We start from the raw sequence: 13,138 nt of genomic DNA, 5'->3' as shown, positions 1-13,138 counted from the left end.
GCGTCGCATGCTTCTACATAAATCCACCTGGATCGAGATCGGGCAGTTTCTGGAGCGCAGCCGCACGGTGGTGATTCCCATCGGCTCCAACGAACAACACGGCCCCACCGGCCTGCTGGGTACCGACTGGATGTGCCCGGAAATCATCGCCGTCGAGGCGCAGAAGAACGCCGACATCCTGGTCGGCCCCACCTTCAATATCGGCATGGCCCAGCACCATCTGGGCTTTCCCGGCACCATCTCGTTGCGCCCGTCCACCTTTATCGCCGCGATCGGCGACTGGGTGCGCTCGCTGGCCGGGCATGGTTTCGACAAGATCCTGTTCCTGAACGGCCACGGCGGCAATATTGCCACCATCGAAGCGGCGTTTTCCGAGCTCTATGCCGAAGCCAGCTATGCCCGCCGCCCGGCCGGCTTCGCGCTGAAACTGGTCAACTGGTGGGATTTGGAGGGCGTCACCGACCTGGCGCAGCGCCAGTTCCCGGTGGGCCATGGCAGCCACGCGACACCGTCGGAGATCGCCGTGACGCAATGGGCCTACCCGGACTCGATCAAGTCAGCCGATTACTCGCCGAAAATCGCCAACACCGGCCCGATCCGCGAAGCACTGGACTTCCGCGCCCGCTTCCCCGACGGGCGCATGGGCTCGGACCCGGCATTGGCGACGGTGGAGAAAGGCGGTGAATTAGTGGCGTTGGCGGCGCAAGGGCTGGTCAAGACCGTGAACAGCTTCAGCAACGAAGCAAAGCCCTGAATCGAACGCCATCAAAATGTGGGAGGGGGCTTGCTCCCGATAGCAGTGGGTCAGCTACAGTTTTGCTGACTGACACACCGCCATCGGGAGCAAGCCCCCTCCCACATTTTGGTCAGTGTGATCCTGAGATTACTGGCAATCCTGCGCCGCCTGCTCGAGCCGCGACGGCTTGAGTGCCGAAGCCAGGGGCTTGCGCTCATACAGGAACACCTTGGTGCCGTCCTGGGATTTGTAGGCTTCCAGCACATCATCGGCCGCGACCTTGCTGGTCAACAGCACCTTGGCGTGGCGTGAGTTCTGGGTCACGGTCGAGGTGATGCCGTGCTTTTCAAGCTTGGGCAATACGCATTGCACATAGCCTTCAGGGGTCTTGGTGGTTTGCAGGGTCAGCGAGGGGGCATTGGGCGCCGTGATACAACCGGTCAGCAGCAGGGAAGCAAAGGCCAGGGCCGGGGCGAAAAAAGAGCGCATAAACATTCCTGAAAATAACAGATAGGTTTGCATCGGCCCGCGTATCAACCGGCGCGGACCAAGGCTTTTAGCGACGCATCGAACTGCTTCAAGGCATCTTGTTGTACATCTCGCTGCTGCTCGATCTGCGCGGCGATCTCAAGTGCTGACTTGTCATGCACCCACACCGACGGCACCTGCTTATCCACCGAGCCTTCGGCCTTGGCGATGTATTGCAGGTCGGCGTCATAGAACCGCGCGGTAAAGCGCGCCTCGACCACGTCATTACGCGGTGTCAGCAGCTGGCTATGGGTATCGAGCACCACCACCACGTCCGGATGCGCCTGCACCAAGTCATCCAGGCTGGCATAGACCGTGACCGAGACAAATGTGCCTTGCAGCGAGTGCATCAGCCAGTCGATGGCCAGTTCCGGATCGGAGCTGTTGACGAACGCCTCGCGAATGCGTGCATCCAGGGCATCCTTGGCGCCATTGAGCGCCATGGCGTGGTAGCGCTCGAGGTAGCTGAGGTTGTCGCGTGTGTTTTCGCTGTACAACACCCCCACCGACTGCGCGCGCTGCAGGGAGTCTACGCTAGCAACGAGTGGCAGCAAATGGCCTGTACGCAGCTCATCGGCAATCGCCGGGTTGGCCAGCACCGCAGTGCCGAGCATCAGGGTCATCAAAGCCAGCTGGATTATTGTCCTCATCGCGCAGTTCCTTGAGCAGCGTTTCGATGAGCGGATTCTGCGCTTTTGCCATAAAAACAGAACTTGTGATCCTTGATGGTGACTATCATTTGAACCGATAGTGTCAGGCAGCCCAGCCCCATAAAACCTATAAGGACCACGCCATGAAGCCTCACCAGAAAACCTTCGACCGCATCCGCGAAGCCGTATTGCCGGAGTTTCGCGAGCGGGTCGCCGATTACCTGGTCGAATATGAAAATGTGCTGTTGAACGAGGCCAGTGGCGCCGACGAGCAAGCCTCCAGTGCCCAACAGCTGCGTGGCTACCTGCGCGGCTTGAATACCACGCGCGTGCTGGGCATGGCGGACTGGGAAGACCTGGACCGGCGCGTCGCGCAAATCAACGAAAGCGCTACACCCCAAGGCGTGGCTGGTTGACCCACGCCTGCACCGACGGCCTTTGCCACTGACGCCGCGCGTACGCCACCAACTCGGCAGGCACCGCGTCGCCGTTGAGGATCAGGCGATTGAGCATCAGCGCCAGGTCCACGTCGACGATCGACCAGCTGCCGAACAGGTAATCCGGGTTACCCGCCAGCAACCCCTGCGCCACGCTGATCAACTTGTCTGCCGCCGCGCCGGCCGGTGGCGACAAGGGCGGCATTTTCTGCGCGCAGAACACCACCAGCGTCGAACGCTCCTGGCGGATCGGCAGCAAGTCACTGCGCAGCCACGCTTGCACCTGCCGCGCCCTCGCCCGCTGCTGCAGGTCGACGGGGTAAATGCTCGTCTCGGGGTAGGCTTCGTCCAGGTATTCAGTGATTGCCGAGGATTCCGACAGGGAGAACTCGCCGTCCTCCAGCGTCGGCACCCGCTGGGTCAGCGACAAACGCGCATAACCCGCAGCCTGGTGCTCGCCGGCGTCCAGGTCCAACGGCACGGTTTCAAATGCCAGGCCTTTTTCCTGCAGCGCGACGAACACCGACAGGGCATAAGGGCTGGTAAACAGCGAATCAACGTAGAGGCGCAGCGGACGGTGGCTCATGGACGATCTCCTTGAAATGAGGCCTAACGCTACGAGATCTGCGGCGATAAAGACAATGCGCGGTTTTTATGGGGGCATTCCTGCTAGGAATAGCGCTGTCTGACAAAAAGCTGATTAAGCACACCGGAGCCTGTACCTGCGCGACGCGGCAAAGTGCCGATAAATGTTATATAATAACAACCCATCTTCGCCCAGCCTTGTGAACCGCCCCCCATGCCTGACGCTGTTGCGCTACGCCCACGCCTGCTTTCCATCGACGCCCTGCGCGGCCTGGTGATCCTGTTCATGTTGCTCGATCATGTGCGCGAAACCTTCCTGCTGCACCGCCAGGTGGGCGACCCGATGAGCATCGACACGACTGAGCCTGCGCTGTTTTTCAGCCGTACCCTCGCCCATCTGTGCGCGCCGGTGTTTGTGCTGCTCACCGGTTTGTCGGCCTGGCTGTATGGGCAGAAATACCAGGGCCGGCGTGCGGTGTCGGCATTTTTGTTCAAGCGGGGTCTGTTTCTGGTGGTGCTGGAGTTCACCCTGGTCAACTTCGCCTGGACCTTCCAGTTGCCGCCCAGTGTGATTTACCTGCAGGTGATCTGGGCGATTGGGGTGAGCATGCTCGCCCTCGCCGCGCTGGTGTGGTTACCGCGCCCGTTGCTGATCACCCTGGCGCTGGCGATCATCGCCGGGCATAACCTGCTCGATGGCGTGCATTTCGCGCCCGGATCGGCCTTGCAGGTTGCCTGGTCGATCCTGCATGAGCGCAGCTGGATCGAGGTGTCCGATACCCTGCGCCTGCGCGTGACGTATCCGGTGCTGCCGTGGATCGGCGTGATCGCCCTGGGCTACGGCCTCGGCCCATGGTTTGCAAATGCCGCCCTGCCCGCCGTGCGCCAGGGTTATTTGCTGCTGGCGGGTGCCGGTGCGTTGCTGGGTTTTGTGCTGCTGCGGGCGGCCAACGGCTATGGCGAAAAACCCTGGCAGGCCTATGACAGCGGCGTGCAGACAGTGATGAGCTTCTTGAACATCACCAAATACCCGCCTTCGCTGTTGTTCCTGGCGCTGACGCTGGGCGTCGGCCTGCTATTGCTGCTGGCGTTCGAACGGGCCGGGCAGAAACGCTGGATCAGCATCCTTGCGGTATTTGGCGCGGCGCCGATGTTCTTTTATCTGCTGCACCTGTATGTGCTCAAACTGTTGTATGTCGCTGCCGTCGCGTTGTTTGGGTTGAATCACGGCAATTACTTCGGTTTCGACAGCATGGGCGCCGTGTGGCTGGCGGCGTTGGCGCTGCCACTGGCGTTGTATGTGCCGGTGCGATGGTTTGCCGGGTTTAAGGCGCGGCGCAGGGATATCACTTGGCTCAAATATCTTTGAGGCAATGACTCAGGGTCGTTGGAATTGGCGGCGTAGCACTTCGATTTGCTCACGGCGAACGCAACCCTGCAGATGATCATTGACCATCCCCATCGCCTGCATCAGCGCATACATCGTGGTCGGGCCGACAAAGGTCCAGCCACGCTTCTTCAGCGCCTTGGACAGTCGCACCGAAGCCGGTGACGTCGGGTTGGCCGTCCAGTACGCCATATCCACCACCGCCGGGCGCTCCTCGGGGCCGGGCTCGAAAGACCACACCCAGCGCGCCAGGGAACCGGTCTCGCTGACCAGCTCACAGGCGCGGCGCGCATTGTTGATCGTGGACAGGATCTTCGCCCGGTTACGCACGATACCGGGGTCGTTCATCAAGCGTTCGATCTGCACCTCGCCGTACTGCGCCACCTTGTGAAAATCAAAGCCGTCGAATGCCTGCCGAAACTGCTCGCGCTTGCGCAAGATGGTGATCCACGCCATACCCGCCTGAAAACCTTCCAGGCAAATCTTCTCGTACAACTGGATGTCATCCGCCACGGGCACGCCCCACTCGTGGTCGTGGTACTGCGGGTATTGCGGCGCGGCGTTGCGCCACGCGCAGTGGGTGCGCCCGGTTTCGTCCGTTGTCAGCCCTGATGGGTCCATTTATCACCTCGCATGCCGAGCGCGGATGATACGCAAAAAAATTTGCGCCCCGTCAACCGCTCAAGCATCGCGGTTGCAGGCGCACTGGTCAGACCGGCGCGCCCCAACCGCCGAATATTTGCTTGTGGTTTGAAAAAAACCGGGCGTAGACTGGCCGCGCACTGGACTTACCGGTAAGACCACAACAATTAAGCCCTGGAACCACCAGGGCACCGAATAGAGATCCTTCCCATGCTCAGATGGTGCTCGCGTTCGATTTTCCTGCAAGTCGTGATTGGCCTGATGCTCGGCGTCATTTGCGGCCTGGCCCTTCCCGAATTCTCCTCGCAACTCAAACCCCTGGGTGATGGCTTTATCAAGCTGATCAAAATGCTGATCGGCCTGATCGTGTTCTGCGTAGTGGTCAGCGGCATTTCCGGCGCCGGCGACTTGAAGAAAGTCGGGCGCATCGGCTTGAAGTCAGTGATCTACTTTGAAGTGCTGACCACCGTCGCCCTGGTGCTCGGCCTGATCATGGCCTTCAGCACCGGCATCGGCAGCGGCGCGAATATTCATCTGGAGCAACTGTCCTCCGCCGGCCTGAATGAACTGGCCGACAAGGGCCAGCACATTCGCGGTACCAGCCAGTTCCTGATGGACCTGATTCCCAACTCGGTGATCGGTGCCTTTGCCGAGAATAACGTGCTGCAGGTGCTGTTGTTCTCCGTGTTGTTCGGCAGCGCACTGAACCTGGTGGGTGAAGCGGCTTCCGGGATCTCGCGGCTGATCAACGAACTGAGCCATGTGATTTTTCGCATCATGGGCATGATCGTGCGCCTGGCGCCGATTGGCGTGTTCGGCGCCATCGCGTTCACCACCAGCACCTACGGCCTGGACTCCCTGCAACACCTGGGCAGCCTGGTGGGCCTGTTCTACCTGACCTGCTTTGCCTTCGTCGGGCTGATCCTGGGCCTGGTGATGCGCCTTTCCGGGCTACGCATGCTGCCGCTGCTCAAGTACCTGCGCGAAGAACTGCTGATCGTGATGGGCACAGCGTCGTCCGACGCGGTGCTGCCGCAGATCATGCGCAAGCTGGAGCATCTGGGTATCGGCAGCTCCACCGTTGGCTTGGTGATTCCTACCGGTTACTCGTTCAACCTGGACGGTTTTTCGATCTACCTGACCCTGGCCATCGTGTTTATCGCCAACGCCACCGGCACCCCGCTGTCGATGACCGACCTGCTGACCATCCTGCTGGTCTCGTTGATCACCTCCAAGGGCGCCCACGGTATTCCGGGCTCGGCGCTGGTAATTCTGGCGGCAACGCTTACGGCGATCCCGGCGATTCCGGTGGTCGGCCTGGTGCTGGTCCTGGCGGTGGACTGGTTCATGGGGATTGGGCGCGCCTTGACTAACCTGATCGGCAACTGCGTCGCTACCGTGGCGATTGCGCGCTGGGAAAAAGACATTGATATCCAGCGTGCCAACAAGGTGCTCGACGGCCAGCAGGGTTATGCGTTCCAGGCCAAGAAGCCGGTGGTGCCGGCGCATCAGGAGTTCTGAGGGCGACACAGGCCAATCTGGGAGGGATTTTGTGACTCACACACTGCTATCGGGGGCAAGCCCCCTCCCACATTTGTCCAGTGTCAGCCTGACAATTGTATTCGCAACATTAAGGAGATAACGACGTGATCAGCACCTCAACCGTCGTCAATTCAGTCGTGGAAAAACTGCGCGCCGCCCTGGCGCGCGGCCAGTGGCGGCGTGGGGAAATGCTGCCCGGCCAGCGTGAACTGGCCGAACAGATGGGCATCAGCCGCCCGAGCCTGCGTGAAGCGGTGATTGTGCTGGAAACCCTCGGCCTGGTGCGTTCCATGCCCGGCAAAGGCGTGGTGGTGCTGGAAACCAGTGTCAGCGGGCCGCAGTCGAGCGACGCGGTGGCGGATGCCAGCCTGGAAGACATCCTGCAACTGCGCTACACCCTCGAGCCCTTCATCGTCGGCCTGGTCGCCCAGTCCATCAGCAGCAAGGAAATCGGCCAACTGCGCCTGACCCTGATGGACATGCGCGAAGCCCTCGATGCCGACGATGCCGAAGCCGGCATGAACGCCTATATCGGCTTTCACGAAGAACTGTTCGCCCTGACCTCCAACCCGATTTTCCAGAACGTGGTGCAACAAACCAGCAACGCGCTCAAGCAAAGCGCCCAGGTGCTGCGCAATTCCCCTGAACACCTGGCCGAGCGCCTGCGCGAGAACGAGGCGGTGGTGCGAGCCATCCGTAACAAGAACAGCGCCCTGGCCAGTGCCGAAATGCGTCGGCACATCCTGCAGGAAGGCCTGCGCATGGGCATCCGCTTGAACATCCCGGACGACCATCTGGGCAGTTGATACTCTGGAGACCAGCCATGAACGCTCACGCGCTGCAACGCGACCCCCTCCTTCCCGCACTGCGTCTGGTAGCGGGCAAAAAGCCCTCGGTGGATGACATCTACCCACGCCTGTTCGATGCGATCCTTGAGCAGCGCATCGCCCCGGCCAGCCGCTTTACCGAAGAAAGCCTGGGTGAAACCTTTGGGGTGAGCCGCAGTGTGATTCGTCGGGTGCTGGCCAAACTGTCCCACCAGCAAGTGATCATCCTGCGCCCCAACCACCGCGCCCAGGTGGCGGCGCCGGACGCGCACCAGACGCGGCAGATCCTCGAAGCGCGGCGCCTGACTGAAATCACTGTGGTGCAACTGGTGTGCGCCCAGGCCACCGGTGCACAGCTACGTCAATTGCGGGAATTGATCAGCCGCGAACGCGACTGCATCGAGCGTGACCAGCGCGGGCCGGCGCTGCGTTTGTCGGGGGAGTTTCACCTGTTGTTGGCTGCCATTGCAGGCAACGGCCCGCTGAGCCAGTTCCTCAACAGCCTGGTGCCGCTGACGTCGTTGGTGATTGCCCAATATGAAGCGAAAGCCTGCACGTATTGCGCGTGGCAGGAGCATGTGGCGATTGTGGATGCGATCGAGCAGCGCGACATAAACGCTGCGGTGGGCTTGATGACCCAGCACCTGGATCACCTGGAAAGCAAACTACTCAAACACCCTTGAGCTGATCGTTCCCTCGCTCTGCGTGGGAATGCCGCTGGGGACGCTCCACGTCCCGACTGAGAGCGGGCGACGCGGAGCGTCACGGGAGGCATTCCCACGCAGAGCGTGGGAACGATCAGTGTGGGAGGGAGCAAGCCCCCTTCCACATGGGTACTACGAACGCATCACGCCGGCTGCAACACCGATTGACCGCTCAACGCCAGGTCCAGCAACTCACGGTTGGCCACCGCATACATGGCGTAGTCCGTGCCAACCGCTGCACGAATTTCCACCATCATTGCGCGCCAGCGATCAGCCATGTCCTGGTGCTGCTCAAGCCACAGGGCCACGCGGGCTTCCATGTCTTGTGGCGCGTCGGCCATTTGCAGTACCGAAATGGTGATCGCCCGTTGCTGCCAGTCCACGTCGTCGCGGAAGGCTTCGCGGGCCTGGGCCTGCCAGTTGTTGGCCACCGGCAGGTCGCTGATCTGCTGCAGGTACCACGGCAGGTCCAGGGCGCTGCCGACGGCGAAGTAGGCCTTGGCCACTTCGGCGGCGTCATGCCCGGTCACGTCGGCGGCTTCGATGATCGGCAGCAGGGTGTAAAGGTGGGTCGTGCCTGCAACCATGCGCGCCAACAGCTCCGGAACGCCGGCCTGGGTGTAGGCCTGGTAACGGTTCTGCCAGCCTTCACGGGTCGGGCCTTCCAGCAGTTCGTCGAGCTTGAGGCCCAGCGCCGCCAGGTGCGGACCGAAGTGCGCAGTGTCACGCCCGGCGTCCTGCTCGTTGCGACGGCTGCGCAGGAACCAGCGCGTGGCGCGACGGCCCAGGCGCATCAGCTCATCCATCAGCTCCAGTTGCACATCGGCGGACACCTGGTGATCCAGGGCTTCGATCTGACGGAACCAGTGCGGAAGGTGGAAGATGTCGCGCACGATCACATAGGCGCCAGCCACGTTCGCCGGGCTCATGCCGGTCGACTCTTTGAGCCGTTGAACGAAGGTGATGCCCATGTGGTTGACCAGGTCGTTGGCGATCTGGGTGCTGACGATCTCGCGCTTGAGGCGGTGACGACGCATGGCCTCGGAGAACTTGGCCACCAGGCTCGGCGGGAACGCGGTCTCCATGTCACGGGTCAGGTATTCGTCATCCGGTACCTGGGACTTGAGTAACGCTTCCTTGAGGTCGATCTTGCTGTAGGAAATCAACACCGACAGCTCTGGACGCGTCAGGCCCTTGCCCTCCGCGGCGCGCTCGGCAAGCTGCTCCTCGGTCGGCAGGTACTCGATGGCGCGGTCCAGCTTGCCACGGGCTTCCAGGTCGCTCATCAGGCGCTTGTACTCGGCGGCACGCTCGTAAGCCTTGCGCGCGGCCAAGGACAGGGCCTGGGTCTGCTTGTAGTTGTTGCCCAACACCAGGCTGCCGACTTCGTCGGTCATGCTCGCCAGCAACTGGTTGCGTTGCTTGTCGGTCATGTCGCCGGCCTGCACCACTTCGTTGAGCAGGATCTTGATGTTCACTTCGTGGTCGGAGCAGTCCACACCACCGGCGTTGTCGATGAAGTCGGTGTTGGAGCCGCCGCCATTGAGGCCGAACTCCACACGGCCCAGCTGGGTCATGCCCAGGTTACCGCCCTCGCCCACCACCTTGCAGCGCAACTCGTTGCCGTTGACGCGCAGCGCATCGTTGGCCTTGTCGCCCACATCCGCGTGGCTTTCGGTGCTGGCCTTGACGTAGGTACCGATACCGCCGTTCCACAACAGGTCCACCGGTGCCTTGAGCAAGGCGTTGAGCAGTTCGGTCGGGGTCAGCTTGTCGGCCTTGATGTCAAAGCGTTCTTTCATCTGTGGCGAGATGGCAATGCTCTTCGCGCTGCGCGAGAAGATACCGCCGCCTTCGGACATGATGCTGGTGTCGTAGTCGGTCCAGGCCGAACGCGGCAGTTCGAACAGGCGCTGGCGCTCGACGAAGCTGGTTGCGGGATTCGGGTTCGGGTCGATGAAAATGTGCAGGTGGTTGAAGGCCGCGACCAGTTGCAGCTTGTCGGACATCAGCAAGCCGTTACCGAACACGTCACCGGCCATGTCGCCGACGCCCACCACGGTGATGCTGTCTTCCTGCACATTGATGCCGCGCTCACGGAAGTGACGCTGCACGCCGACCCACGCGCCCTTGGCGGTGATGCCCATTTTCTTGTGGTCGTAACCGGCCGAACCGCCGGAGGCGAACGCGTCACCGAGCCAGAAGCCGTAGTCGATGGCGATGCCGTTGGCGATGTCGGAGAAGGTCGCAGTGCCCTTGTCCGCCGCCACCACCAGGTACGGGTCATCGTCGTCATGGCGCACAACATTGGCCGGCGGTACCAGGGCGCCGTCTTTCAAGTTGTCGGTGATGTCCAACAGGCCGGAAATGAAGATGCGGTAGCAGGCGATGCCCTCGGCCGCGATCTCGTCACGGCTGCCACCCAACGGCAGGCGACGCGGCAGGAAGCCGCCCTTGGCGCCCACCGGCACGATCACCGAGTTCTTCACTTGCTGGGCTTTTACCAGGCCGAGCACTTCGGTACGGAAGTCTTCTTCACGGTCGGACCAGCGCAGGCCGCCACGGGCCACGTTGCCAAAGCGCAGGTGCACGCCTTCGACGCGTGGCGAGTAGACGAAGATTTCAAACTTCGGCACCGGCTTGGGCAGCTCGGGGATCGCATGGGGGTTGAACTTGAAGCTGAAGTACGACTTGTTCTGGCCGTTGGCGTCAGACTGATAGAAGTTGGTGCGCAGGGTGGCCTTGATCAGGTCGAGGTAGCGACGCAGGATGCGGTCTTCGTTGAGCACCTGAACGTCGTCCAGGGCGCTGAGGATCGCTTGTTCCAGGCGTTGCTGCTTGTCTTCCAGGTCATCGGCGGTGAGCTTGCGCGCCAGGTAGAAGCGGGTCTTGAACAACCGGGTCAACTCGCGGGCGATGTCGGTGTGGTTGTTCAGGGTACTGGCGATGTAGCCGAGGTCGAAGCCCAGGCGGATCTGCTTCAGATAACGGGCGTAAGCGCGCAGCAGCGCCACGTCACGCCATGGCAGGCCGGCGGTGAGCACCAGGCGGTTGAACGCATCGTTCTCGGCATCGCCGTGGACGATATGCACGAACGCGTCCTGCAGGGTGTCGTTGAGCTGCTGGATATCCAGGTTCACGCCTTCGGCGGCGATGAACGCGAAATCATGGATCCAGAACTCACGGCCGTTGGCGTGGCGCAGGCGATACGGGAACTCACCCAGCACGCGCAGGCCGAGGTTCTCCAGGATCGGCAGCACGTCGGACAGCGCCAGCGGGGTGTCGGCGTGATACAGCTTGCAATGCAGCTCGCGCTGACCGGAAACCTGGCCCAGCGGCTGATAGAAGCTCATCACCAGCGGGTTGGCTTCGGTGAGGCTGAGCAGATGCTGCATGTCGACCACGGCCGAGTGCGCGGCGAAACGCTCGCGGTAGCCGGCCGGGAAACCTTTCGGGAAGTCCGCCAGCACATTGGTGCCGTGGGCTTCGCCGAAGCTTTCCACCACCAGGCTGGCGTAGTCGTCCTGCCAGCTGCGGCAGGCCTGCACCACTTCTTTTTCCAGCTGCACCGGGTCGATGTCCAGGCGATTCTTCGGGTCAACCCGCAGGATCAGCTGCACACGGGCCAGCACGGATTCGGAGAAGAAGGTCCAGAATTCGCAGTCCGAGGCTTTCAGGCGATCCATCAGCACTTGCTGGATTTTCTGGCGCACTTCGGTGGAATAGATGTCACGCGGCACGTAGGCCAGGCAGTAGCAGAAACGGCCGTACGGGTCTTTGCGCAGGAATACGCGGATCTTGTTGCGTTCCTGGATCTGCACGATCGACATCACCGTGCTGAACAGCTCATCGACCGGGGTTTGGAACAGGTCGTCACGCGGCAGTACTTCCACCACCTGGGCCAGTTCTTTACCCAAGTGCGCCTTGGCCTGGAAGCCCGAGCGGCGCTCGATTTCCGCGACCTTGCGGCGGATGTAAGGGATCACCCGCACGCTTTCGCCGTACACCGAGGAGGTGTACAGGCCCATGAAGCGGTGTTCCTTGATGACCTTGCCGTCGGCGCTGATCTCGCGGATCGACACGTAGTCCGGATAAGCCGGGCGGTGCACACGGCTGGGGTGTGCAGCCTTGGCGAACGACAGCACGGTCGGTTCGCGCAGGTAGGCCACGGCGTAGTCTTCGATGCGCAGGTCTTCGGCGGTGAGGCCGGCGCGCAGCAGCTTGGTCAGACCGAGGAAAGAGCTGGCGTCATATTCGATATGACCGCCGTCCGCCTCGTCACGTACCACGAACTCTTCGTAGCCAAGGAAGGTGAAATGGTTGCCCACCAGCCATTCGAGGAAGTTCTTGATCTCGGCTTTTTCTTCGCCGTCGATCACGAATTCACTGGCGTCGACACCGGCCAGCAGGTCCTGGACCTTGGCTTTCATCGGCTCGAAATCGGCCACGGCCACGCGCACTTCGCCCAGCACCTGCTCGAGCTCTTTGCTCAACACATTCAATTCGGCGGCGTTGGCGCAGCGGTCGATCTCCAGGTACATCAGCGATTCTTGCAGGATGCCTTCGCCCTGGGTGCCCTTGGGCAGGATTTCCAGCAGCTCGCCCTTGCTGCCACGGCGCACGCTGAGCACGGTGGTTTGCAGGGTGTGGATGCTGTAGCCACGGCGGTTGAGCTCGGTACGTACCGAGTCCACCAGAAATGGCAGGTCATGGTGCAGCACTTCAACCGCGGTGTGGGTCGACTGCCAGCCATGACGTTCATAATCGGGGTTGTAAACCCGCACTTGCGGTTGGGTGTGGTCGAAGCGCTCAAGCAGGCGCCAGGCAGACAGGGTGCAACCGGCCAGGTCGGAAAGGCGACGCTGGGTCAGTTCGTCCAGGGAAATGATGCCGAAGAATTGCTCAGCGAACAGCGCCACTTGTGGCAGTGCCTGTTCACTGATGTGCTGCGCCAGTGCCGCTTGCAGTTGGTGCTGGAAGTCGGCCTTGCTGGCTGCGGTGAAGAACGCCATCTGTGGTACTCCGCTTGGGCTTGTTATTGATGGAAGCGTCGCGTGTTATCCCCTTGCGGGGAGACCGTCAGCTCTGTTCTGGTAGTGA

Annotated in this window: 11 protein-coding genes; 6 read left to right on the top strand and 5 right to left on the bottom strand. The window is 61.6% G+C overall.

The genetic code is table 11. The features are described from left to right. Positions 1-7: 7 nt before the first annotated feature. Positions 8-754 carry a creatininase family protein gene (locus C4J90_RS12490; RefSeq protein ID WP_124419925.1) on the top strand — a complete coding sequence of 249 codons (747 nt, stop codon included), beginning with the start codon at positions 8-10 and terminating at the stop codon, positions 752-754. A gap of 129 nt (positions 755-883) precedes the next feature. Here C4J90_RS12490 and C4J90_RS12485 read toward each other — a convergent pair whose 3' ends face one another. Next, the gene (locus C4J90_RS12485) at positions 884-1,225 is read right to left on the bottom strand and encodes a hypothetical protein (protein WP_124404065.1); all 342 of its coding nucleotides are present in this window, start codon (positions 1,223-1,225) and stop codon (positions 884-886) included. A gap of 44 nt (positions 1,226-1,269) precedes the next feature. Continuing rightward, a complete protein-coding gene (locus C4J90_RS12480) occupies positions 1,270-1,914 on the bottom strand; it encodes an ATPase (RefSeq protein ID WP_124362688.1) in 645 nt (214 codons plus the stop codon). A gap of 143 nt (positions 1,915-2,057) precedes the next feature. Here C4J90_RS12480 and C4J90_RS12475 point away from each other — a divergent pair, with 143 nt between their 5' ends. Then, positions 2,058-2,330 (top strand): hypothetical protein, encoded by a 273-nt coding sequence (locus C4J90_RS12475; protein ID WP_124362687.1) that lies wholly within the window; start codon positions 2,058-2,060, stop codon positions 2,328-2,330. Here the strand turns inward: C4J90_RS12475 and yfcF are convergent. Continuing rightward, the gene (gene yfcF, locus C4J90_RS12470) at positions 2,305-2,937 is read right to left on the bottom strand and encodes a glutathione transferase (protein WP_124419924.1); all 633 of its coding nucleotides are present in this window, start codon (positions 2,935-2,937) and stop codon (positions 2,305-2,307) included. The two genes, C4J90_RS12475 and yfcF, sit on opposite strands and share 26 nt — an antisense overlap. Before the next feature lie 213 nt (positions 2,938-3,150). On the opposite strand from yfcF, the gene C4J90_RS12465 reads away from it, so the two are divergent. Further along, positions 3,151-4,305, top strand: a complete 1,155-nt coding sequence (locus C4J90_RS12465; RefSeq protein WP_124419923.1) for a DUF1624 domain-containing protein — start codon at positions 3,151-3,153, stop codon at positions 4,303-4,305. Positions 4,306-4,314: 9 nt separating this feature from the next. Here C4J90_RS12465 and C4J90_RS12460 read toward each other — a convergent pair whose 3' ends face one another. After that, positions 4,315-4,944, bottom strand: a complete 630-nt coding sequence (locus tag C4J90_RS12460; protein WP_124419922.1) for a DNA-3-methyladenine glycosylase I — start codon at positions 4,942-4,944, stop codon at positions 4,315-4,317. Between the two features lie 231 nt (positions 4,945-5,175). Here C4J90_RS12460 and C4J90_RS12455 point away from each other — a divergent pair, with 231 nt between their 5' ends. The 3 genes from C4J90_RS12455 to C4J90_RS12445 all read left to right on the top strand — a co-directional run bounded on the left by C4J90_RS12455 (position 5,176) and on the right by C4J90_RS12445 (position 8,017). After that, positions 5,176-6,486 (top strand): C4-dicarboxylate transporter DctA, encoded by a 1,311-nt coding sequence (locus C4J90_RS12455; protein WP_124362683.1) that lies wholly within the window; start codon positions 5,176-5,178, stop codon positions 6,484-6,486. Between the two features lie 125 nt (positions 6,487-6,611). Next, entirely contained in the window at positions 6,612-7,313 is a 702-nt protein-coding gene (locus C4J90_RS12450; protein ID WP_124362682.1) for a FadR/GntR family transcriptional regulator, read from the top strand. Positions 7,314-7,330: 17 nt separating this feature from the next. Then, positions 7,331-8,017 carry a GntR family transcriptional regulator gene (locus C4J90_RS12445; RefSeq protein ID WP_124419921.1) on the top strand — a complete coding sequence of 229 codons (687 nt, stop codon included), beginning with the start codon at positions 7,331-7,333 and terminating at the stop codon, positions 8,015-8,017. Positions 8,018-8,181: 164 nt separating this feature from the next. On the opposite strand, the gene C4J90_RS12440 is transcribed toward C4J90_RS12445, so the two are convergent. Next, positions 8,182-13,050, bottom strand: a complete 4,869-nt coding sequence (locus C4J90_RS12440; protein ID WP_124419920.1) for an NAD-glutamate dehydrogenase — start codon at positions 13,048-13,050, stop codon at positions 8,182-8,184. Between the last annotated feature and the right edge of the window lie 88 nt (positions 13,051-13,138).

Origin of the sequence: Pseudomonas sp. R2-60-08W (genome assembly GCF_003852335.1) — a bacterium.
Classification (GTDB): domain Bacteria; phylum Pseudomonadota; class Gammaproteobacteria; order Pseudomonadales; family Pseudomonadaceae; genus Aquipseudomonas.
Note: the sequence above shows the minus strand (reverse complement) of the source record. Positions and strands in the feature narration are given on the sequence as shown.

Coding starts and splice junctions, on each gene's coding strand:
- C4J90_RS12445 (WP_124419921.1), top strand. CDS start 7,331: ATGAACGCTCACGCGCTGCAACGCGACCCCCTCCTTCCCGCACTGCGT.
- C4J90_RS12490 (WP_124419925.1), top strand. CDS start 8: ATGCTTCTACATAAATCCACCTGGATCGAGATCGGGCAGTTTCTGGAG.
- C4J90_RS12460 (WP_124419922.1), bottom strand. CDS start 4,944: ATGGACCCATCAGGGCTGACAACGGACGAAACCGGGCGCACCCACTGC.
- C4J90_RS12440 (WP_124419920.1), bottom strand. CDS start 13,050: ATGGCGTTCTTCACCGCAGCCAGCAAGGCCGACTTCCAGCACCAACTG.
- C4J90_RS12475 (WP_124362687.1), top strand. CDS start 2,058: ATGAAGCCTCACCAGAAAACCTTCGACCGCATCCGCGAAGCCGTATTG.
- C4J90_RS12465 (WP_124419923.1), top strand. CDS start 3,151: ATGCCTGACGCTGTTGCGCTACGCCCACGCCTGCTTTCCATCGACGCC.
- C4J90_RS12455 (WP_124362683.1), top strand. CDS start 5,176: ATGCTCAGATGGTGCTCGCGTTCGATTTTCCTGCAAGTCGTGATTGGC.
- C4J90_RS12485 (WP_124404065.1), bottom strand. CDS start 1,225: ATGCGCTCTTTTTTCGCCCCGGCCCTGGCCTTTGCTTCCCTGCTGCTG.
- yfcF (WP_124419924.1), bottom strand. CDS start 2,937: ATGAGCCACCGTCCGCTGCGCCTCTACGTTGATTCGCTGTTTACCAGC.
- C4J90_RS12480 (WP_124362688.1), bottom strand. CDS start 1,914: ATGAGGACAATAATCCAGCTGGCTTTGATGACCCTGATGCTCGGCACT.